Source organism: Exiguobacterium sp. s63, assembly GCF_018617335.1.
Taxonomy (GTDB): domain Bacteria; phylum Bacillota; class Bacilli; order Exiguobacteriales; family Exiguobacteriaceae; genus Exiguobacterium.
Genome location: NZ_JACSKB010000001.1, coordinates 355,079 through 378,249 on the forward strand (window position 1 = coordinate 355,079; position 23,171 = coordinate 378,249).

Consider the following 23,171-nt stretch of genomic DNA (forward strand, 5'->3'; position numbering starts at 1 on the left):
ATCAAGTGCTTTTGCTTTACAGTCTAAGCATACTCAATTATCCTACCAAGTTTCCTGTGAAAAAGCAAGGTTATTTCACGTTCTTTTTCATTGAATCCTGTCCATACGGAGAAGTTTCAAGAGGCAGGCATGTGTTGACATTCTCACTCAACTGATACCGTTGTTTCAGCTCAGGAATGGAGATCTCTTCACCGACATAGACAACCTTCGCGACAGGGAACACGCTGTTTTCAATTCGATGGATCGCATCGAACAAACCACCGTGACCATGCGGATTGCGTGTCGCTTCAAAGGACAACATAGTTGAGTATAACGGAAGCTCAAGGGAATGCGCAAGTTCTCTCGCAGCAGGAATCGTCATCCAATCAAAATGGTGAACCACTTTGAACGGAACTCGTTTCGCCAGCTCATGTACAAGCTTCACATAGGCAATATTTTGTGTGGCCACTTGATTCATGACATGTTCTAAAAATGGACTCGTCGGTCGAACACGATAGACATGAATATTCCCATGTCGTTCATACTCCGGCAATCCTTCGTGATATGGTGTCAGTACGTAAACGACTTCTCCTTCATTCGCTCTAGCTTCCACTTCATCAATGACTCGTTTCCCGAGTCCACCGACGAGATGACCGTGATATTCAGGAGTGAGCACCAAAATGGCCGGGTCCTCTTGAACGCGTTCCTTTGTCACATAATAATCATGAGGCGCTAGGAATGAATCGATTTCGATATCTGCATCTTGAAGAAACGGATACGCTTTATAATGTTCGTCTAGTAATTGAGGTGTAAGCGAATCCTGATAGAGCGCCGTCTCTAGTTCTGCGAACAGACGCGCATGCTCACGGAAGCGTTCAGCTGCATATTGCGCAGTCGTTTGTCCATCTAAAATGAACGCCCAGTCGCTCGATACGGCCAACACATAATGACGGATCAATTGCTTCAACGCACGATCGGTTAACTCAGATTGCTCGCGATAGTCTGCCACATCTTTAACCAATTGCATCTCCATCATATGAAGGTGTCGAAGCATCCATTCGTTCCGTTCATTGATCCAAACCTCGCCATATCCTTTACGTCCCCATGTGTTCATCGAGACGTGAACGGTCTGTAAATCTTTAAAATGACGTTCTAGGAAGATGGCCGGCGTGATCGTCTCGATCCCAAACTCATCAAGTCGTTCTGCGACTTGGCCAAGGAATTCTGGTCCTTCAAACCACCAATGACCGAACAGTTCCGCATCAAACGGTGCCGTGACGAGGAAAGGTGGGAAGGTTTGAGCACTGTGTGCCTCGAGATGCGATTCTAAGGTTTTGGCAAAGTCCATCGCATGATTTCCGATTTGATGCTCCGCCCATTCCCGTACATAGAAATCTTTCTGATCTGTATCGCCCGTGATCCGGTGCATTTTTAGTCCCGTATCGAAACGGATCCCTTCTGGATGCATAAAGGATTGAATGTAGTCCCAATCCCGATCATATGCCAAATCACGATAAAATTCACGATAGTCCGGGTGACCCGGATACCCAATCATCGAACTCCAAATTTTACCCGAAATGATTTGGTCCCGAGGGAATAGCGCAACACCATGTGGTGAATATACAGGCGCTCCGATCCCTTTCTCAGGTGTCGGATCTGCGTCGAGAAGAGCATGTTCGTCGACAAAGGTATAACGTATGCCCTCTTCAAATAAAATTCGGTCGACACCCGGTGTATAGGCACACTCTGGTAACCAAATGCCGGTCGGTCGGAATCCATAATGACGTTCAAAACAATTTAAGCCCGTACGGATCTCCGCGCGTGCAGCTTGCTCTGTAAATAGGTGCGGGTTAAATCCATGGGTTGCCGTACAAGTGACCATGTCGATATATCCCGCTTCACGATATGTACGGAACGCCTCGTTCAAGTTTTTATCCCAATACAAAAACGTATTTTTCAAATCGTTATACCGCTGACGATAAAAATGTAACGTTGCTGTTTCTGCATCTGTTCTGTCTTCAGATAACTCTAGTTCAATCAATTCGAGCATCTCATCCAAATGTTCCACATAACGGTCTTGAATGAGTGGGTCGGCAAGCATCTCGACAACCGGTGGTGAAATGCTGACCGTCCAATGCAAGGGTCGTTTCAAGCGGTCTACTTGCCATAAAATCGGCAGATATGTTTCAGAGATGGCTTCATAGACCCATCTTTCTTCTAAACGATGTTTTTCTTCATGCCGGACGTACGGTAAATGAGCATGAAGGACGAGTGAAAAGTATCCAGGTTTCATGTATAGAGTCCTCCTTATCGTACGTAACGGTATGCCGCATATTTTGGTAATGTATCGAGTACTTCAGGAGAGTCGACTTCTCCGTATTGCCAACGGCGTACCGGTTCCGCGAATCGACCAGTGCCGCTCGGCTCCGCACGAGGCGTATCCAGCGGTTTAGACGCCACAATCGGCAAAAACTCCCCTTCCATTGTGCGAATCCCAAATTCAAACACATATGTCGTATTCGGGTCTAGTGGACGAACGAACCAGCTATTCGTCATTTCTGGAAGGTCGAACGTGTAGGATCGGTTTGCCTGACCGCTACTGTAGTCCAGTAATGTCACGTCTAGAATTCGAAACGCTTTCGGCAAGTCTTCCCATCTTCTCATGAATTGGAGTTCTAACGTCTCTTTGACAAGATCAGACACTTCCCAACAAACGTACACTGAGTTCGGGGACTGAACGACCGCGTGTAAAAAATCGACATTGTATCGGTCTGGAAGTTGCCAAAAACCCTCTGGACCCTGATCAAGTAGTGGAGAAGTCGCTCCATCAAGCGTTTCCTTTGTCGATGCGACTTGTTTTTTAGACGTTTCAACTGTCGCCTTTGATTTCTTGTTTCCACCCTTTGGTTTCACAGGGGCAACCGCCTCCGATTCTTGTTGCTGATTTCTCCATTTCCGCCATGCGTATTGGACTTTGCCAATCGGGACGTCTAGTTCTGCCGCAATCTGTTTTAGCGTAAGTCCTTGTTGTTTCAAGGATACGATTTTCTCTTCCATCTCTATATGGCTCCCTTCATGTAAAAATCCATGTAGACTATTATTCGCTCCTTGAGTTTGATTTCCTGCCCAAAAAAATAAAGAACAACAGCACTGTTGTTCTTTACCACTAATCTTATTGGTTCAAATCATAATGTTTCCCTTTTTCAAGGAAAATTAAATGTTCACCGAAGTTCGTCACATGGTCACCCATCCGTTCGAGGTATCGAGCGATGTTCGAGAATTCGTATACATCGTTCGTTCCAACCGTCATCGCAGGAAGTGAACCGATATATTGTTTGATTACAGTTAAATTGATGTCGTCAATGACTCTGTCCATCTCGTTGAGTTCACGAACACGACTTACCTCGCCTTTACGATAAGCGCGCGTCGCAAGTTCGAGCATATCAATCAATTGTTCAGCCATCTGTTTGAGCGGTTGAATGTCGTGTAAATAAGGAACATGTTCGATTCGAGTGACCGCTTTAGCAATATTCGTCGCATAATCTGCAATCCGCTCGAGATCTGTGGCTGACTTCATCGTCACGATCAAACGACGCAAGTCAGTTGCGACCGGTTGTTGTTTGGCAATCAATAGAATTGCTTCATCGTTGATCGTCAATTCTAAGTCGTCGAGTTCATTGTCGTTCTCAATGACAGTCTTAGCTAATTCGAGGTCATGTTTTTCTAACACTTCGATGGCGGTTGCCGTTTGACGCATTGTCAAATTTGCCAAACGGACCACCTTATCTTCTAATTCAATCAATTTCGTATCAAAAAATGTGCGATTTTGTGCCATCAATCTAGTCTCCTCCTTAACCGAAACGGCCAGAAATATAGTCTTCCGTCCGTTTATCAGATGGATTCGAGAAAATCTTATCTGTTACATCGAACTCGACAACCTCTCCGTTTAAGAAGAATGCCGTTTTATCCGAAACACGGGCAGCTTGTTGCATGTTATGCGTCACGATGATGATTGAGTACTGTTCTTTCAACTCTTGAACCAACTCTTCTACTTTTAAAGTAGAGATCGGGTCAAGGGCAGACGTCGGTTCATCCATCAAAATGACATCAGGTTCGATTGCCAATGTGCGTGCGATACAGAGGCGTTGTTGTTGTCCACCTGAGAGACCATAGGCGTTCTCATTCAAACGGTCTTTTACTTCATCCCAAATTGCAGCCCCACGCAATGAACGCTCGACAATCTCATCGAGTACCTTCTTATTTTTGATGCCATGCGTCCGCGGCCCATATGCCACATTGTCATAAACCGATTTCGGGAACGGGTTTGGTTGTTGGAATACCATCCCGACCGACGTACGCAAATCTTCTACCTTGTATCCACGATCGAAGATGTTACGACCATGATATAAAATTTCACCATTTGTACGAACCGATGGGACGAGTTCGACCATGCGGTTCAATGTTTTAATGAATGTCGATTTCCCACAACCAGATGGTCCGATGATTGCCGTCACTTCATTCTTTTTAATATCGAGGTTGACGTCAATCAAAGCCTGGTCTTCTCCGTACCACAAGTTCAAATTGTTGACGACATAGGCACTATCTTTTTTCATCTCAGTCGTTTTCGGTTCTGTCGTAGTTGTGTTCACGTTTTGATCTCCTTTATTGAGCTCTTGTTGTTTCATCATCTCGAGGTTCCTCCCCATTCATCTGCAAAAAACCTTAATGTCGATTTGTATATTTGTTTCGAATATAAATTGCAACCGAGTTCATCGCGATGAGCATCGTCATGAGTACGATGATTCCCGCTGCAGCTAAGTTTTGGAACTCTGCTTGTGGGCGGCTCGTCCAGTTGTAAATCTGAATCGGTAGTGCCGTGAAGTCAGAGAACACACTGCTTGGTGTCGTTGAAATAAACGTCGCAGCTCCGACCATAATCAAAGGCGCTGTTTCTCCAATTGCACGAGAAACGGCAAGGATAATCCCCGTAATGATCCCAGGGATTGCTGATGGTAAGACTACGTTGAATGTTGTTTGCCACTTTGAGGCACCTAAAGCCAACGAGGCATGGCGCAATTCCATCTTGACAGCTCGTAGCGCTTCTTGTGAAGCGACGATGACAATTGGTAGACTCATAAGTCCAAGTGTCAATGCCCCAGCCATAATCGAGTTCCCTAACTCCATGACGCGAACAAAAATCGTCAAACCGAGCAATCCGAATACGATTGAAGGGACACCAGCCAAGTTCGAAATGTTCACTTCAATAAATGAAGTCATTCGATTTTTCGGTGCATATTCTTCTAAATAGATGGCGGCACCGACACCGATGACAAACACCATCGGTACGATGAGGAACATGAGCCAAATTGATCCGATTAATGCGGGATACAATCCAGCCTGTTCTGGACGTCTTGACGGGAAGTTACGCAAGAAATCGAGGTCAACCCAACCCGCCCCTTTTGAGAGGATGTCATAAATCAACGTTGATAAGACGACCAACGCGAAGACAAGACCTGCCAAAAAGATATATTTGAAAATCTCATTCATTTGTAAACGACGTTTGATGCGCGCAGACACCGTCTCGCGATTCATCAGGTTCTTTGTATTCTTGAACTCACTGTTCGGTAAAGCCATATTAGTACTCCTCTCTGAAGCGGCGCGTCACCCAGTTTGCGAATAAGTTCATCAATAGAGTAAAGACGAACAATAACGCACCGACCGCATAGATACTGTAATATTCGATTGTGCCATAACCTGCATCACCTTTCGCGATTTGAACGATATAAGCAGTCATCGTTTGAATCGCATTAAGTGGGTTGAACTCAAAGTTCGGTTGTGAACCACCGGCGATCGTCACAATCATCGTCTCACCAATTGCACGACTCATCCCAAGAACGATTGAGGCAATGATTCCCGACGTTGCTGCAGGCATAACTACTTTCGTCGCTACTTCAAGGCGCGTTGCACCAAGACCAAGCGCGCCATCACGGATTTTTTTAGGCACTGCACTCATCGCATCTTCAGAAATCGATGCAATCATCGGAATAATCATGATTCCGACAACAATCCCTGGACTGAGTGCATTATAAATTTGAAGTCCTGGAATGAGTGCCTGTAATACTGGTGTGATGAACGACAAAGCGAAGAACCCGAATACGATGGTCGGCACACCGGCTAACACTTCTAAAATCGGCTTCAACACTCGGCGAGCTCGTTCAGAAGCATATTCACTTAAGTAGATGGCTGATGCCAAACCAAGTGGAACGGCGACAATCATCGCAATTACAGTAATTTGGAGTGTTCCCATGACGAGAGCCCATACCCCGAAGCGCTGATCTGCACTTAGTGGATACCATTCTGTCGAACCTAAAAATTCAGCGACAGGGACTCGTTCGAAGAATTTGAATAGCTCAAATCCTAGTGTGAACGCAATACCGATCGTCGTAACGACTGATACGAATGCGCTCAAGAATAATAAGAACGGCATGATTTTATCAAACACGTTCGTCGTACTATATTTTTTTTGCTTATTTTGTTGAATCATCTCTCGAATCGAGAGCTCTTTTTTTGGTTGGTTCATCTCGTGTATCGCTCCCTACCTCTTCATACTAGAAAGCATGGCGAGAAGGCGAGACCGTGTCTCACCTTCTGCCACGCATCATCTTATTCTCCAGCGATCTCATCAATCATCTTCATGTTTTCATCGTAACGGCCTTGTTCCATTTTCACGTAACCGACTTCTTCAGAAAGGTCAGCTGCATTTTCGTTCATGAAACGTGCGAAGTCCGCAACTTGCTCTTTGTCTTTCAACGAAGCGTTGTTGACGTACGTGTAAATTTCACGTGAGAGCGGGTAAGATAAATCGTTAATCGTGTCATGTGTCGGCTCAACGCCCTCAACATTTAATGCACGAAGTGTGTCTTGGTTTTCAAGGTAGTAAGCGAATCCGAAGAATCCGATTGCACCTTCTGTGCCAGCTACACCTGTTACGAGTACGTTGTCATCTTCAGACAATTGTGCGTCTTGACGAATATCGACTTCATCAAGAACTTTCTCGTCGAAGAAATCGTACGTACCTGAATCTTTACCTGGTGCGAAGAATGAAATTTCTTCATCTGGCCAGTCAGAGCGAACGTCTTTCCATGTTTTCACGCTTGTATCTGTCCACATTTTTTTCAATTCTTCAATTGTAATATCTTGTGCCCAATCGTTTGCCGGGTTCACAACAAGTGAAAGACCGTCAAGTGCGACTGCAAGTTGTGTGAATTCCACACCATTTTTCTCAGCTTCAGCAGCTTCTTCTTCTTTAATTTCACGTGACGCGTTTGAGAAATCAGTTTCTCCCGTCACGAAGCGCTTGAATCCACCACCCGTTCCAGAGACACCGACTGTCACTTCAACTTCTGGTTGTTCAGCTGAATATTCTTCTGCGACTGCTTCCATGATTGGGAATACAGTTGATGATCCGTCCATGACGACTTTTCCTGATAGCGCATCGCCTTCAGCAGCGCCGCCTTCTTCGTTATTCCCACAAGCAGCACCTACGAGTGCGACTGAAGTGATCGAAGCGAGTAAAGCTGATTTTTTCATCCAAGACATTTGTGACGTCCTCCTTGAGTTTGCTTTGATTTTTGTTGTGGATCTGTTGTTCTGTCCTACAATTAATATCCTAATGAACTTCTATTAACGAGAAATAAACGGAACGTAAAAGAATTGTAAAGACAAAAAAAGAAGTCACCGAAGTGACTCCTTTTATTGAAGCATTGCATTCACATCTTCTAGATTGAAGTAAGCTTTCATGATGTCATGTGCGACACGAGTGTTAATCCCCTCTGCCTCAAGACCTGGCATAATGATTGCCCATGCAATTTCAGGGTTATCATAAGGCGCCCAACCGACATGGTTTGAGTTCAATGTCTTGATTGGTTCTCCGTTCGCATTTCGTTTTGCCTGACCGTCTTCGCCTTCAGCGATTGCTTGTGCTGTTCCCGTTTTACCGGCAGCAGTCATACCAGTCAGTTGCAAAATACGAGATGATCCGGATGATGATTCTACCCCTTGACGATACCCTTCACGAACGCGCTGAATGTATTCGTCTTGAATATTGACTTTGTTTAATGCATTCGGCTGGAACGTGCTAACGACTTGTTTCTTGTTTTCATCAAGCGAACCGGGCTCAATGATTTCTTTTAACAAGTGCGGTTGCACACGATATCCTCCATTTGCTAAGGCAGACGTATATTGTGCCAATTGAATTGGCGTGTATGAAATATATTGTCCGATGGCCATATCCATGAGGAGCGTGACACGGTCCGGTACACTGCGGAAACCGGTTGACTCAAATGGCAAGTCGATTCCCGTTTCGATTCCGAGTCCGAATTGTTTATAGTAGTGTTCCATCGTTTCAAATGCCTGTGTGACATTTTCTCCGACGATTTGACCTGTCGAATAGTAGTCAGCCAAGCGCAACGCAATCTGGAACATGTAGATGTTCGAAGACATCGCAAGAGCATCTAAGTCGTTGATGTTGCCCATATTTCGATATGAAGCTTTCACAGACGAACCGATTCGAATCGGAGCATCGTAAATATATTCTCCCGGTTTGACGACTCCTTCTTCAAATCCATAGGCGACCGTGGCGCCTTTAATGGTAGATCCGATTTGGCTCGCCCGAAGGACAGTACCTGTTGAAACGTCTTTAAACTCATTCGTTTCTAAATCAAGTTCTTGTCCAGAAAGTGCCAACAGTTCGCCCGTCTGAGGGTTCATGACGACTGCGAACGCCCGATCGAAATGTGGACTGCCAGACCGTCCAGCGCGAATTGCCTTTTTCAAAATTTCATCGACTTCTTTTTGGAATTCAATGTCTGTCGACAAGACGATATCTTTTCCTGGATTCCCGCTCACTCGCGTCGGCTCCCCGACCGGCTCCCCTTTGAAGGTAGTAAAGACATCGTATGCAGGCGTTCCACGAAGGACATCTTCATATTGTTGTTCCAAATAAGAAGTCCCGACACGGTCATTCAACCCATAACCTTTCGCCTGATAAGATGCGCGTTGTTCTGCCGGGATTTGGCGATAGCTTCCTAAGAAGCTTTTAAACGTATCGCCGAATGGGTAATCCCGTTGATAATAAGGCTCGACACTGACACCAGGCAACAGTTCTAAGTTTTCTTCAATGACTGCCATCTCTTTCGGACTCGCTCCGATTTTAATGACTTGTGGGTCGAGCGCATATCCGCTCTCCATATTGTGTTTGATGGCGATGATTTCTTCTGTCGCATCATCAAACGTAATTTCTTCTTCTGTAATGGAGTCGAGTAAGAGTCGGTCCACTTCCTGGTTGGATAGCGCGGCCCGCTCCTCTTCTGACAACTCTTCTAATAACGCTTGCGTACGCTCTTGCGCCAACTCGGGATTTGTTGCAATCCAATAGTCTTTCCGGTCACGTTCCGTCATCTTGCGGTCATCTTTTGGAATATCCACGATTTCCGCCAACTTTTTCGCAACGTCCAATCGTTCATCTGTTTTCGTCACTTGCGAACGACGATACATGACCGAATAGTTGGAAATGGTGTCCGCTAGCACTTGACCGTTCCGATCATAAATTTTCCCACGCGGTACCTCATATTTGATTTTACTCGACTCTGTTTTCTGTACTTCCCGCGCGATTAATTCTCCGTTCACGATTTGAACGACACCTAATCGGAATATAAGGGTCGCAAAGAGAATAAAGACGATGAAAAATAGTAAATTCAAGCGTAACGGTAAGTGGTTTCGCCGTTTCTTCGGCACTTTCACACGATTTTTAGCCAAGTCCGTTAACTCCTTCCGCAATCAATTCCTTCTATATGAAAGAAGACAGAGATTCCTGTCATTTTGTCCGTTTTTCACTATATCATAATTTGTTTACAAAATAATGAAAAGCATAAAAAAACCCGAGACTCTCATGAGAATCTCGGGTGATGTCAACTTATTTTGCGTCTGCGTACAACGTTCCAACATAATCCCAGTCGATCACGTGGAAGAATGCGTTGATGTAGTCAGGACGACGGTTTTGGTAGTTCAAGTAGTAAGCGTGTTCCCAAACATCGAGTCCGAGAATCGGCGTAACGCCTTCCATGATCGGTGAGTCTTGGTTTGGTGTAGACGTTACTTCGAGTTTTCCATTTTTCACGACGAGCCATGCCCATCCTGAACCGAAACGAGTTGTTGCAGCTTTCGTGAACTCATCCTTGAATGCTTCGAAACTACCGAACGATTCATCAATCGCAGCAGCGAGTTCACCAGATGGTGTACCATTTTCGTTCTTCTTCAAGAGTTTCCAGAAGAATGAGTGGTTCCAGTGGCCGCCACCATTGTTACGGACAGCAGTTTGAATGTCAGCAGGAAGCGAATCGATTTTTTGAAGCAAGTCTTCGAGTGAAGAGTACTCCACATCTTTCCCTTCGAGTGCATTGTTTACGTTTGTAACGTAAGTGTTGTGGTGTTTTGTGTGGTGGATTTCCATCGTGCGTGCGTCAATGTGTGGTTCGAGTGCATCATATGCGTAATCAAGTTGTGGTAATTCAAATTTAGCCATTACTAAAATCCCCCTTAAATGTGTTTTGAACAACGTTCGTCTTAAATGTAACAGATTTGTGACGGTCGACTCAATTGTAATGCTTCATTCTACATCTTCTTCTGGTAATGCCCAGACCGAAATAGATCCCGCCGCCACTTTAAATACCCCAAATCCTTCATCATCAATCTCAATTTTATCTTCACGTGTATTCGTCAAATCGACCCACGTCTCTCCCGCGCGCGCTTCTCCGACGAACATTCTTTTTTCAGCTTCGTCTGAAGTTGAAATGAGAACGGCACATCCGGAACGATCGATTTCTTCTACACCATGACGAACCCATCCAATCACATTCGGGTCATCAAAATAATCTTCTTGTTTCCCATATGCTTTTTCACGACGGGAGTAGAGCAACGTATTGATTGCAAGTCTCATTCCGTCGGTCGGATGAGGACCGTCGATTCCATAATAATCTCCGTAAAATACACAAGGGTATCCATCTTTACGAAGTAGGACGAGACCGTAAGCGATTTGCTTGAACCAATCTTTCACCCATGACTCAAGCGCCTCTTCAGGCTGTGAATCGTGATTATCCACAAACGTTACCGAGTGAAGTGGGTGTGACTGAACGAGCGTATCATCAAAAATGGTGCGCATATCAAACGCGGCCCCTTCTTCCGAGGCTTGATGCAATTTATAATGAAGCGGAACATCGAACAAATCGACGTTATAATCGATGTTATCAAGAAACTCACGACAGGCATCGAGGTCTGATTTCCAAAACTCTCCGACGAAATAGAAGTCATCACCCTTTTCATCGCGCATCGTCTGACTGAACTCTTTTACAAAGTCATAGTTGATATGTTTGATGGCGTCAAGACGAAAACCATCACACTTCGTCTCTTCGATGAACCATTTTCCCCAGTTTAATACTTCTTCCCGAACTTCAGGATGATGATAATCGATATTCGCAAACATGAGATAATCATAGACACCGAACTCATCATCGACATTATCATTCCATCGTTTATTCTCTCCAACGATGAAGAAGATGCCAGAACGATCGGTCGCGGCATCATAATCCGTACCATTGAAGTGGTTAAAATTCCATTTGAACGATGAATACTTCCCATCACGCGCTTCATAGTCAAACTTCGTCCAACCTTCGATTTCAAACTCCTCATCTGACAATACTTTTGTGCGGTCATTCGGATCGACTTCTAATACATTAAACTTCTCGGTCGCGTCTGCACCCGCTTTATGATTCATGACGACATCCATATAAATCTGCATCCCGAGTTCTTGCTGACAATACGATGTTGCTTCAAGAAGTTCTTTCTTCGTCCCATATTTCGTGGCAACTGTCCCTTTTTGATCGAACTCACCTAAGTCATATAAGTCATAAATGCCGTATCCCGTATCCTCACTACTTTGTCCTTTTGTAACAGGTGGTAGCCATAGCGCCGTGATTCCAGCTTTATTTAAATCTTTAGCTCTCTCTTTTAGTCGCTTCCAGTGTTTTTGGTCTGCTTCGACGTGCCACTCAAAAAACTGCATCATGGTGTGATTTCGTTCCATTTTGTTCGCCTCATTTCATATTTTTCAAAAAACAAAATGCTAACGACTATTTACCCAGCAATTTTAGTTTGAAAACAAAAAAGCGACAGTCACAAAGTGATGTCGCCGACGAATGGACCCTGTAGGACTTGAACCTACGACCGGACGGTTATGAGCCGTCTGCTCTAACCAGCTGAGCTAAGGGTCCTTATAAATAGCGGCGGAGGGAGTCGAACCCACGACCTCACGGGTATGAACCGTACGCTCTAGCCAGCTGAGCTACACCGCCATGTTGTTATACAGTAATAATATACTGAATATGATGTAGAGTGTCAAGGAGTATTCCTTGCCAAATAAGAAAAAGCACCCCAATTTTAATTGGAGTGCTTACATGTTATACGGTTACTTCGTTTGCATCTTCAAGCGTGATTTCTGTAATGTTCATCGCATGGTCACCGATTCGCTCCAAGTTCGAGAGCATATCAACGAAGAACATACCTGCTTGTCCATCACATGCACCCGTGTTCAAACGAACGACGTGGTTTTTACGGAACTGACGCTCGAGCATGTCGAGTTTCGCTTCCATTTCAATGACTTTACGTGCTTCGACCATATCGCCGCTTGCTAACGTTTGAAGTGACTTCTCTAACGTCGCACGTGTAAGGTCGTACATTTCAGTCAATTCTTTTTGTGCTTCTGAAGAAAGTGTTACTTTTGTAGCTGTCTTATAATCGATCAACTCGATGATGTTTTCTACGTGATCACCGATTCGTTCGATGTCGTTGATTGCATGCATGAGTGTCTTATGCTCTTGCGACTCTTGTTCTGTCAAATCAACTGCAGCCAATTTTACGAGATAGTCTGTGATCTTCGCATTTAACGAATTTAAGGCTTCTTCGATGTGTGCTGATTTTTCAGCATGTTTCTTGTCGCCAGACGTCAAATAGTTACGTGCTTCATCAAGACCAAGTTTTGCGAAGTCTCCCATGCGGATCACTTCGTATTTCGCTTGTTCTACAGCGATAGATGGTGATTGTTGAATGAAGATTGGATCTAAGTGTTGTGCTTTCGTGTCGACGATTGAGTCTTCACCTGGAACCAATTTCGTCACGAGCCATGCAATTGATCCGATGAACCAGAATTGAATCAATGTGTTGACGACGTTGAACGTTCCGTGAGCGAATGCGATTTGCATTTTATCTTCAATTGCTAAGAAATCTGTAATCCAGTAAATATAGTTCGTGAATGGAATCAACAGGATCATGAAGATTGTTGTCCCGATTAAGTTAAAGATTACGTGTGCTGCTGCGGCACGGCGTGCGGCAACTGATGCACCAATTGATGCCAAGATCGCGGTAATCGTTGTCCCGATGTTATCACCAAACAATACAGGAAGTGCGGCACTCAAATCGATTGAGCCACCTGCATAAAGTTCTTGCAAAATCCCGATTGTGGCAGAAGATGACTGAACGATGACTGTAAAGACAGTACCGACGATGACACCGAGGAATGGGTTGTCACTCATTGATTGCGTCAAGTCGATGAAATACTCACTTGAGCGAAGTGGGCGCATCCCGTCTCCCATCAATTCAAGACCATAGAACAATGCACCAAGTCCGAAGATGATTTGTCCGAGGTGCTGGTAACGTTCTTTCTTAAAGAAGAAGAGAAGAACTGCACCGATTGCAATCATTGGAAGTGAATATTCACCGACATCAAATCCGATGATGAATGCTGTGACCGTCGTACCGATGTTAGCCCCCATAATAACCCCGATTGCTTGACGAAGTGTCATGAAGCCGGCGCTAACAAGACCTACCGTAATAACGGTTGTACCTGAAGATGATTGAATCAATACAGTAACGATAATCCCGGCGAGTACACCAAGGAATGGATTCGTTGTATACTTATCTAGGATGTCTCGCAGGCGATTCCCTGCAGACTTTTGGAGTCCGTCTCCCATCGATTTGATCCCGAAGAGGAAGATCCCTAGACCTCCAAAAAACATGAATAACATTTCTTGCAAATTGTATTCCACGATTTTTGTACTCCTTTTAATTAAGAATTGGTTGGATTTGCTTGGTTTTTAATGCCCTACTCATTATGCCTTCATCGGTATCTTCATGTAAACACGTTTTATGTAAAAGTTTTATTAATACACTGTACCATTTTAAGGTTTTTATCAGTTTCTGTAATATAACAGATTGGAGTTTTCAGTATGTTGTCCACTATTTTGACGTTTCTTCGAACTAGTCTAATCCCATCTAAGGGCGTATTGCGTCTTCGTCTAGCCCCGCTCCATGCATATATGGGAGCCACATTTATCTTAACGCTCCTCATTACAATGCTAGACTTTCTTGTGATTCGACCGGATTTCTTTATTCCCATGTGGCTATTCCTACACGGCTTCGCCGTCTTCTTTTTCTATTTGATATGGGTCGCAATCATGGCACTCTATGTACAACTGTTTACAAAGATCTATTCGAAAAGTAAGTGGGCGTATCGTCAAGCTTGGCCATATGCCGTGTCGATGACCTTCGTTCCGACATTGATATTGGTCATTCTCAATCATGTGAACCCTGATTTTTTAGCTCTCGGCTTAATGATCGGTCTCGCCTACATTAGCTATCCCCTTACAAAAGTGCCACAACCAAAACAACGTCGGGCCTCTTGAGCCCGACGTTTTGTTTATGTTGGTGACAATTCTTTTAGCGTATGGTTCAATGCCTCACTTTGGTCTCCTAGATTCGTGCCCGCTTCTTGAAGGGCATGTTGAACATCTGACCAACGATCGACACCTTCGTTCAATTCCATCAATTTCCGCTCAAGCAACGAACTAATCTCTCGTAGTTGCTCATTCGATTCCATTAAATGAAAAAGTTGTTGCCCAGTACTTGTCGTATGGACCGAAATCGCCTGAAATTCATCTAGCTGAACTTTTATCTCACGATCGATTGTTTCGATCCCTAACTCGACACGTCTTACAGTATCTTTTAACAGATGCACTTCTTCAATAAAATCATTGACTTCAGAAAGTAAATCAGTCCGTTCTGCGTTTAGCGTTTCAATCGCGTTGACTGCTAGTAAGGTGGCTTCGTTTGTCATCTTCGCCAAATTCCCGACCTCACTGGCAACGACCGCAAATCCTTTCCCATGCTCACCTGCTCGTGCTGCTTCAATCGATGCATTCAATGATAGCATCTTTGTTGCGCCAGATACCGATAGGATACTTCGCAGTGCCTCATCTGCTTTGGATGAATTTTTTTCACTATCCATCAATTTATGTTGAATCGACGCGACTTGACGTTCGACATAATCACTTACCTCTTTGACAGACGAGAATGTTTCGAGTTCATCTTGTAAAATGGTTTTCAATTGATTTCCACGTGCATCTACACTCGTCATTTGCCGTTCTAGCATTTCGATTTGTCGCGTGACTTCTTTCATTTTCAACGTCGAACCGCTCGTTACGGTTTGATAAGAATGACTTGTATGCTCTACCGTGGCGGCGACTTCTCGAAACTGCTCAACTTGGTTATGACTGTTCAAAAGCTCCTGTTTAAAGACGGGAAGACTCATATGAAAGGCACTCGCGGTTTTTCCCATCATCTCCATCGATTGATTCCATAAATCAATAAAAGTATTGAACTCGGTTTCTAACATGTGCATTTCGTAAGATTTCGCTCCGAGCGTCACTTCATCAAATCGACGTGATTCAATGGCATGACGCAACGAATTGGCCAATCGACTTAATGGTTTTACTTCGTTGTGAATCAACCGTGTAAACAGGATGGTCATTCCGAGCATTGCAATTAACACGATATAAAAAATATACTTTCTCAATTCATTCATTGGACCCAGAACAGACTCCTTAGTGACGACGAGTACATAATCTGCCTTCAATTCAGGAATAGGAACCGATGCAATGAAAAAGCGGTCTGAATCCTGAACTTCCGGTCTTGAAGGTTCAGTTATCCCATTTAACAATTCGTCAGATTTCATTCCTTGTTTACCGGAGAGTTGGTCAATGGATTCACCGTTCACCAAAAATTGTGCTGCTTCAATGTCATCCCCCGATAAAATTGAAGCTTGTTGCATATATGTTGACTTTAAAGATCGGTTTAGCTGCTTTTCGCTCGCCACATACGCACTATACGAGGTCTTGATTGATTCTCTCATGACCGTGACTTCACGAATGAGGCGTTGCTCAATTTCTGAAGTCAACAATTGTTCAGACTTGATTGCGAACCAGCCAAACGTAATCACAAATACAAGAAGAACAATCGGCATCAATGTCCACTGCAAACGATGCGCCATTTTCATCTTTTTGTTTGTTTTTTCTTTTCTATAAAATACTTGAAACAAATTTCGTTTGACACTCCACTTCACGACACGCCACCTCTTTTTCTATTCTCGTCTATATATCGGTCTTCAGACGGTGGAAAATTATGAAGTAGATGTTAAGATAGCGTTAGAGTTTGTAAAGAGCACACATCCGTCACGCATCCTAGATGCTTTTTCACATTCTTTTCGTTATGATAATGAAGAAACCTTATCATCTTAAATCGATTGGATTTTGTCCAAAAGAAGGAGATTACGTATATGTCAGAAATTTTGCATCGTTCATTAACCCGTCCGATTCGTGTCGGTAACTTGATTATCGGAGGATCGAATGAAGTCATTATTCAGTCAATGACAACAACAAAAACGCACGACGTCGAAGCGACGGTCGCTGAAATCAAACGTCTTGAAGAAGCGGGTTGTCAAATCGTTCGTGTCGCTTGTCCAGACGAACGTGCTGCTGACGCACTTGCAGAAATCAAGAGCCGCATTAATATCCCGCTCGTCGTCGACATTCACTTCGACTACAAGCTTGCTTTAAAAGCTATCGAAAGTGGCGTCGATAAAATCCGGATTAACCCGGGTAACATCGGTCGCCGTGAAAAAGTAGAGGCCGTCGTAAACGCGGCAAAGGCAAAAGGGATTCCAATTCGCATCGGTGTCAACGCCGGTTCATTAGAAAAACAATTCCTTGAAAAGTATGGATATCCAACCGCTCAAGGTATGGTCGAGAGTGCGATGCACCACGTGAAGATTCTCGAGGACCTCGGCTTCTACAACACGATCATCTCGCTCAAAGCTTCAGACGTAAACCTTGCTCTTGAAGCATATACACTCGCAGCGAAGACGTTCGACTATCCACTTCATGTGGGTATCACAGAATCAGGTCCGCTCTTCTCTGGTTCACTTAAATCGGCTGCCGGACTCGGTGCGATCCTCTCTCTTGGAATCGGATCGACGGTTCGAGTTTCACTTTCAGATGATCCGGTTGAAGAAGTAAAGGTTGCGAAAGAAGTGCTCAAGTCATTCGGACTTGCAGCAAATGCCGCGACTTTGATCTCTTGTCCGACATGCGGACGAATTGAAATCGATTTGATTTCGATTGCAAAAGAGGTAGAAGAATACATCCAAAACATCAACGTCAACATTAAAGTCGCTGTTCTCGGATGTGCGGTAAACGGTCCGGGTGAGGCTCGTGAAGCAGACATCGGAATCGCCGGAGCACGTAATGAAGGACTTCTCTTCCGTCACGGAAAGATTATCCGCAAAGTGCCTGAGGCGACGATGGTCGAAGAATTGAAAAAAGAAATCGATGCGATTGCCGCTGAAAAAATGGCGGAACGTGAGCGCGAAGAACAAGAACTCGCGAATCAATCAAATTAATGATCCTCATTCCCGTACGGTTGCAACCGTACGGGTTTTTGATAGAATAGAGGGCATGTGAGGAGGAGTGATGAGATGCGAATCGGCATTGATTTGGACGGAACCGTTACAGACCCCAAAAGTTGTTTTCTATATATGAATGAATCACTCGGTTATTCAATTGATTACCCTCGTGCGACTGAGTACGAGTTGCATACGTACACGACGATGAACCAACATGATTTTTGGAAGTTTATGATTGAGGAAGGACATGAAGAGGCTATATACCGCCGCTCCCTGCCCCATTCCGACGTACAGGATGTGTTGTGGGAATTAACACAACAACATCATCTACATTACGTTACCGCCCGCAGTGAGGCCGTTCGTCCCGTCACAGAGGAATGGATTATAACCCATCGGCTACCGCTCGATTCGTTGGTTATGACGGGTTCTCACGATAAAATCAATGTCGTCAAGGACTTGTCACTCGAACTGTTTATGGAAGATCGATATGAGAATGCGATTTCAATCCATGAAGAAACATCCATTCCGGTACTCTTATTTGATGCCCCCTATAATCGCAAGACGTTACCAAAGGGTGTAACACGCATATCGACATGGAGCGAGGCACATCATCACGTCGCACAAATGGAAAAACAAATCATTCTACAACAACGCTAATAGGCAATCCCGATTTGAATCGGGATTGCCTATTTACATTCGTCCGAGTTCTTCGATCACATCGCTTGCAAGTACACTTGCAGGGTGTATCGTCCGGCTAATCGATTTGGCAGCGAGCGCATGCCATAGCACCGCCTGTTCACTCGGTGACGAAGACTTTTCTTTTCTAGCCCATAACGCAAGTAAGATTCCTGTCAATACGTCCCCACTCCCACCTTTTGCTAACGCGGACGCTTCGACAGTATTAACGGCACCCGTCCCGTCAGGTGAAACAATCAACGTATAGGTGCCCTTTAAAATCAAATGGACTCGATGCTGTTTCGCGAACTCACTAGCGACGGAGAATCGATCCGCTTCGATATCCTCGACCGATTGACCAGTCAGTCTGGAAAATTCGCCTGGATGAGGAGTGAGAATGAGTGGGCCACGGGACTCCAACCGTTTCGCCGCAAGAGCCCCAGCATCTACAATGATCGGACACGTCTGACGGCTCACTTGCTGCCACACGTGGTCGATTCCTTCCCCTTCTACCATGCCTGGACCGATAGCAATCGCATCATATGAACGGTCTAAAGCGTCAGTGTGTTGATTGTACATCGCTTCGGGTAATGTCGATATAAGAGGATTCGCTTCTCTTGGGATGGATAAATTCAATAAACCGATGCCGGAACGGATCGCCGCTCGCCCCCCTAAAAATGGGGCACCAAGCAAATGTCGACTCCCTCCGATGAGTAAACCGTGCCCATAATCTGTCTTATGGCTGTATCGGTCTCGCTCAAGAAGAGATCGATCAAAATCCGATTCGGATAAGACGTTCCAATCGGATGTATGCGGAATCCCGATATCGATTCGTTCCACTTCACCATAATATGGGGCTGTTCGATTTAAAAAGGCAGAACGTTTGAAGCCGTGCAAACAATATGTATGTGTCGCACGGATGGCCATACCGTCAAAACCTCGAGCATGATCACTCGGTATACCTGAAGGGACATCAATCGATAATACAGGGACTGCTTGTTGATTGACCCACTCAATGACCTCTCGCGCCTGCCCCGTCACAGGAACGCTCAATCCAACCCCAAACAAGGCATCGATAATGAAGTCAGATTGAATCGGTTGTTCAACGATTTGAACGAATTGTGAAGCATAGGTCGCATGCGTCTGAGCCGCATCCGTTTTCAATTCACCTAGAGGAGACCAAACGCTCACCGTATGACCTTTTATGGCGAGTTCTCTTGCCACGACCCAACCGTCTCCCCCATTGTTCCCCTTCCCACAAATGACTAAAATCTTTGCGTTCTCTCGAATGTGCAGTTTAGGAACAATTGCCGATGCCGCTCGTTCCATCAACACCGCCTCAGGCATTCCTTGTTGAATCACTTGTTCATCGATTTGTTTGATTTCAGCAGCAGTATAAATCATCTGACCTCCCCTTTCGATACAAAAAAAGGATTGAATCAATTCAATCCCTTTTGCTTACATTGTTTACAATACCCATATATCTCGAATTTATGATCAACCACTTCGAAATCCGGATCTAACGCCTCAACGAAGCGCATCGGACATAGATCGAGTAGTTTCGTCTTCCCACAATTACGACAAATCAAATGGTGATGATGATGTGTTGCGCTACATGTGACTCGGAACGACTTTTCACCATCGAGTTCTGTCGCTTCTAAAAGCCCTTCTTCGGCAAATGATTTTAAGTTTCGATATACCGTATCAAAACTCATTGTCGGATGCTTATCTCGCATATATTCTAATACTTCTTTCGCACTAATGTAGCGGTCTTCTTCCGAGAGATAGGCATACATTTCAATCCGTTTCGGTGTTACTTTTAAGGAAGACGCACGAAGACGGTTTAATTGTTCGGCTTCATTCATGTTGTACCTCCTTTTTCTTCAGACTCATCACTTTCTCAAGAGCCATAACCGCGGCAAGAATACCGACTGCAATCAATACAATCACCCCACCTGGCGCAACATCAAGGTCATAGGCGAGAACGAGTCCTCCGATGGTCGCCACTTCACCAAAGATGATGGACCAAAGAATGGTTTGTTTAAAGCTCGAAGTGAAACGTAACGCTGCCGCTACCGGTAGCGTAATTAAGCTAGACACGAGGAGTGTCCCGACAATGCGCATGCTGACCGCGATGACAAGTGCGACAACAAACATGAACATCAAATGAAGGATCGTGCTAGGTAGCCCTGATACTTTTGCCTGTTCTTCATCAAACGATAAAAATAGTAACTGCTTATAAAAAATAAAAATAATGAGGACTGTCAAAATCGCCACACTCACGATCAGTGTGATATCTGATTGACTGACGGCAGAAATCGATCCGAACAGGAGTGTCGACAAGTCGACGGAAAACCCTCTAGAAAGCGAGATGAAAATGGCACTAAGTCCCATACCCGCAGACATCATAATTGGAATCGATAACTCTTGAAAGTGTACATATTTACCACGTAACCAATTGAGTCCGAGTGCCGCCAATACGGAGATGAGCGTTCCCATATAAAGAGGGTTGAGATCAGCGAAGAGAGCAATATATTGTCCGAGAAATAAGCTGAACGAAATTCCGGCAAGCGTCATATGTGATAGTGCATCGGCGATCAAGCTCATTCGTCTCACCACGATGAATGAACCGATTAACGGGGCTGTGAACCCGATGACAAGTGCTGCGATGAACGCATAACGTAAAAAGCTGTATGTCCAGAGATCGCTAATCATGTCGTACCCTCATGAACGAGCACTTTGACCGGATAAGGTTTGATGGACGATGCGAGCTCTCCAAGTTCACTATATTCTCTTAGTCCACAATTACAGGCCAAGCGTCCACGGTCGAGATGAATGACTTTTGTGACAAGGTCGGTCACTACGTTTAAATCGTGCGTGACGAGGACAAATGTACATGTCGTATGCTCTCTCAACATATGCAACACTTCATAAAAATCTTGTAAATGCTTTTGATCGACACCGACTGTCGGCTCATCGAGAATCAACAAATCAGGTTGGTTGACCATCGCTCGTGCAATAAAGACGCGCTGTTGCTGTCCCCCTGATAGATCTCCAATTTTCCGGTGTCGAAATTGCCACATATTTACGGTTTCAAGTGCATTTTGAATCGCAGCTTGATCTTCTACTTTCAGACGCTTGAACAAACCGAGGCGTCCGTAACGCCCCATGGCCACCACTTCTTCAACGGTGACGGGGAATCCCGAGTTAAATGAAGCCGCTTTTTGGGAAACGTAACTGATACGAGACTTATCTTTAAATTGCGAAATGGGTTTGCCGAACAGTTCGACTGATCCTTGCTGAGGATTGAGTAAACCGAGGATGGTTCGAATCAACGTCGATTTCCCAGACCCATTTTCCCCCACGATCGCGACAAAGTCCCCTTGTCGAATATCGATGGATACATGTTGTAATGCGGGTGTCCCGTCATAGAAATAAGACACGTCACTTAATTTGACGACGGATGTAGTCATCTAATCCCTTCTCTCATTTGTTAAATCGTAATCATTTCTACTTCCTAGGCGTTTGTATTATACAGAATATTAGACTCACCTTCAAGCAAGACTGATTTAGATCATTCAATCGTGTGAACTACTCACCACTTATTTGCTTCGCAAATTGAAGTGGTAGCTTCTTGGGAAGACCGTGCTCTCACCAGCCACGGTTATGGACCAAGCTCGTCGGGCAGTCCCTGCCCTGAATGGTTGTCAGTCGGCCAACCTCAACAGGTTGATGCTCGCGTTGATGTCACGGTCATGATGCGCGCCACAGGCACACGTCCATTCACGGACATCCATCGCCTTCCTCTCGCCTTTTACGCCGCAAGTGGAACAGATTTGAGTGGATGCGAACCATTGATCCGACTTGATGAGCGTCCGTCCGTAGAAGTTTGATTTGTACTCGAGTTGCCGGACGAACTCGTACCAACTGACATCTCCGATGGACTTCGCCACCTTGTGATCCTTCATCATGTCCTTCGATGTCAATGTCTCCACGACGATGACTTGGTTCTCGTCAACGATCCGTCTTGACAGTTTGTGAAGGAAGTCCTTGCGTTGGTTTGCGATTTTCTCGTGTTTCTTGGCGAGGATCAGCCTAGCCTTCTCACGGTTCTTGCTCCCGATCTTCTTACGTGACAAAGCGCGCTGCGCCTTCTTGACCTTCGCTTCGGATTGTCGGAGAAAGCGAGGGTTGTCAATCTTCTCCGAGACCATCGTGTCGTTCGTCATGACGGCGAAATGGTCCAGACCGAGATCGATCCCGACCTTGTTCTCGGCTGGGATCCATGGTTCATCCTCCTGTTTGACGAGGATGGAGATGAAGAACTTGCCCGTCCTCGTCATCGAGACCGTCGCTGACCGGATGATTCCCTCGAACGGGCGATGTTGGGTGAACCGCACGAACCCGACCTTCGGCAGACGGACCTTGCCCGCCTCGATGCGGATCGTGCCATGCTGGTTGTTCGTCGTGTAGGAGGCGCGCGACCGTCGTCTCGACTTGAAGACCGGGAAGCCGTCCGTCCCGGCGAAGAACTTCGCGAACGCGGTGTCGAGGTTCAGCTTCGCGTTCGCGAGCGCGAGGCTGTCCGCCTCGGCGAGGAACGGGAACAGGGGCTTGTAGGAGGCGGGTGTCGCCGGTTTCCGTCTCGGTCCGGTCCCCGCTTTCGCCTCCT

19 protein-coding genes, 2 tRNA genes and 1 pseudogene are annotated in these 23,171 nt (G+C 45.2%); 3 read left to right on the top strand and 19 right to left on the bottom strand.

Annotation, left to right across the window (positions count from 1 at the left end; genetic code table 11):
• Nucleotides 1-70 precede the first annotated feature (70 nt).
• From KNO90_RS01910 to KNO90_RS01970, 13 genes are all read right to left on the bottom strand, one after another.
• Nucleotides 71-2,272, bottom strand: a complete 2,202-nt coding sequence (locus KNO90_RS01910) for a 1,4-alpha-glucan branching protein domain-containing protein (RefSeq protein ID WP_215112899.1) — start codon at nt 2,270-2,272, stop codon at nt 71-73.
• A gap of 14 nt (nt 2,273-2,286) precedes the next feature.
• Nucleotides 2,287-3,036 carry a DUF4912 domain-containing protein gene (locus KNO90_RS01915; RefSeq protein ID WP_214741156.1) on the bottom strand — a complete coding sequence of 250 codons (750 nt, stop codon included), beginning with the start codon at nt 3,034-3,036 and terminating at the stop codon, nt 2,287-2,289.
• A gap of 115 nt (nt 3,037-3,151) precedes the next feature.
• The gene (gene phoU / locus KNO90_RS01920; protein WP_214741158.1) at nt 3,152-3,814 is read right to left on the bottom strand and encodes a phosphate signaling complex protein PhoU; all 663 of its coding nucleotides are present in this window, start codon (nt 3,812-3,814) and stop codon (nt 3,152-3,154) included.
• Between the two features lie 16 nt (nt 3,815-3,830).
• Nucleotides 3,831-4,592 (bottom strand): phosphate ABC transporter ATP-binding protein PstB, encoded by a 762-nt coding sequence (gene pstB, locus KNO90_RS01925; protein WP_224862754.1) that lies wholly within the window; start codon nt 4,590-4,592, stop codon nt 3,831-3,833.
• Nucleotides 4,593-4,701: 109 nt separating this feature from the next.
• Nucleotides 4,702-5,613 carry a phosphate ABC transporter permease PstA gene (pstA, locus tag KNO90_RS01930; RefSeq protein ID WP_214741162.1) on the bottom strand — a complete coding sequence of 304 codons (912 nt, stop codon included), beginning with the start codon at nt 5,611-5,613 and terminating at the stop codon, nt 4,702-4,704.
• Between the two features lies 1 nt (nt 5,614).
• The gene (gene pstC, locus KNO90_RS01935) at nt 5,615-6,559 is read right to left on the bottom strand and encodes a phosphate ABC transporter permease subunit PstC (protein WP_215112900.1); all 945 of its coding nucleotides are present in this window, start codon (nt 6,557-6,559) and stop codon (nt 5,615-5,617) included.
• 83 nt (nt 6,560-6,642) lie between these two features.
• Entirely contained in the window at nt 6,643-7,578 is a 936-nt protein-coding gene (locus tag KNO90_RS01940; RefSeq protein WP_214777582.1) for a PstS family phosphate ABC transporter substrate-binding protein, read from the bottom strand.
• Nucleotides 7,579-7,731: 153 nt separating this feature from the next.
• Nucleotides 7,732-9,795: a peptidoglycan D,D-transpeptidase FtsI family protein gene (locus tag KNO90_RS01945; protein WP_215112901.1), complete on the bottom strand. Its 2,064-nt coding sequence runs from the start codon at nt 9,793-9,795 to the stop codon at nt 7,732-7,734.
• A 157-nt stretch (nt 9,796-9,952) separates the two neighbouring features.
• Complete coding sequence (locus tag KNO90_RS01950) at nt 9,953-10,561, bottom strand: superoxide dismutase (RefSeq protein ID WP_214777586.1); 609 nt, start codon at nt 10,559-10,561, stop codon at nt 9,953-9,955.
• An 84-nt stretch (nt 10,562-10,645) separates the two neighbouring features.
• Nucleotides 10,646-12,118 (bottom strand): alpha-amylase, encoded by a 1,473-nt coding sequence (locus tag KNO90_RS01955; protein ID WP_215112902.1) that lies wholly within the window; start codon nt 12,116-12,118, stop codon nt 10,646-10,648.
• A 113-nt stretch (nt 12,119-12,231) separates the two neighbouring features.
• A tRNA-Ile gene (locus KNO90_RS01960) sits at nt 12,232-12,305 on the bottom strand.
• 7 nt (nt 12,306-12,312) lie between these two features.
• Nucleotides 12,313-12,386: transfer RNA gene (locus KNO90_RS01965), tRNA-Met, on the bottom strand.
• A gap of 105 nt (nt 12,387-12,491) precedes the next feature.
• Complete coding sequence (locus KNO90_RS01970; RefSeq protein ID WP_214741174.1) at nt 12,492-14,135, bottom strand: Na/Pi cotransporter family protein; 1,644 nt, start codon at nt 14,133-14,135, stop codon at nt 12,492-12,494.
• Nucleotides 14,136-14,315: 180 nt separating this feature from the next.
• Here KNO90_RS01970 and KNO90_RS01975 point away from each other — a divergent pair, with 180 nt between their 5' ends.
• Nucleotides 14,316-14,771, top strand: a complete 456-nt coding sequence (locus KNO90_RS01975) for a hypothetical protein (RefSeq protein WP_215112903.1) — start codon at nt 14,316-14,318, stop codon at nt 14,769-14,771.
• A gap of 14 nt (nt 14,772-14,785) precedes the next feature.
• Here the strand turns inward: KNO90_RS01975 and KNO90_RS01980 are convergent, their stop codons facing one another.
• The gene (locus KNO90_RS01980; protein ID WP_353048458.1) at nt 14,786-16,486 is read right to left on the bottom strand and encodes a methyl-accepting chemotaxis protein; all 1,701 of its coding nucleotides are present in this window, start codon (nt 16,484-16,486) and stop codon (nt 14,786-14,788) included.
• 213 nt (nt 16,487-16,699) lie between these two features.
• Here KNO90_RS01980 and ispG point away from each other — a divergent pair, with 213 nt between their 5' ends.
• Both ispG and KNO90_RS01990 read left to right on the top strand, forming a co-directional pair.
• Nucleotides 16,700-17,821, top strand: a complete 1,122-nt coding sequence (ispG, locus tag KNO90_RS01985) for a flavodoxin-dependent (E)-4-hydroxy-3-methylbut-2-enyl-diphosphate synthase (RefSeq protein WP_215112904.1) — start codon at nt 16,700-16,702, stop codon at nt 17,819-17,821.
• Nucleotides 17,822-17,896: 75 nt separating this feature from the next.
• Nucleotides 17,897-18,481: a hypothetical protein gene (locus tag KNO90_RS01990; protein ID WP_215112905.1), complete on the top strand. Its 585-nt coding sequence runs from the start codon at nt 17,897-17,899 to the stop codon at nt 18,479-18,481.
• 33 nt (nt 18,482-18,514) lie between these two features.
• Here KNO90_RS01990 and KNO90_RS01995 read toward each other — a convergent pair whose 3' ends face one another.
• From KNO90_RS01995 to KNO90_RS02015, 5 genes and pseudogenes are all read right to left on the bottom strand, one after another.
• Complete coding sequence (locus KNO90_RS01995) at nt 18,515-19,903, bottom strand: NAD(P)H-hydrate dehydratase (RefSeq protein WP_215112906.1); 1,389 nt, start codon at nt 19,901-19,903, stop codon at nt 18,515-18,517.
• Nucleotides 19,904-19,938: 35 nt separating this feature from the next.
• A complete protein-coding gene (locus KNO90_RS02000) occupies nt 19,939-20,364 on the bottom strand; it encodes a Fur family transcriptional regulator (protein WP_215112907.1) in 426 nt (141 codons plus the stop codon).
• A complete protein-coding gene (locus tag KNO90_RS02005; RefSeq protein WP_214741186.1) occupies nt 20,357-21,214 on the bottom strand; it encodes a metal ABC transporter permease in 858 nt (285 codons plus the stop codon). Before KNO90_RS02005 ends, KNO90_RS02000 begins: the two co-directional genes overlap by 8 nt.
• Nucleotides 21,211-21,972, bottom strand: a complete 762-nt coding sequence (locus tag KNO90_RS02010) for a metal ABC transporter ATP-binding protein (protein ID WP_214777600.1) — start codon at nt 21,970-21,972, stop codon at nt 21,211-21,213. Before KNO90_RS02010 ends, KNO90_RS02005 begins: the two co-directional genes overlap by 4 nt.
• A 234-nt stretch (nt 21,973-22,206) precedes the next feature.
• A pseudogene (locus KNO90_RS02015) lies at nt 22,207-23,139 on the bottom strand (RNA-guided endonuclease TnpB family protein); the annotation flags it as partial.
• Between the last annotated feature and the right edge of the window lie 32 nt (nt 23,140-23,171).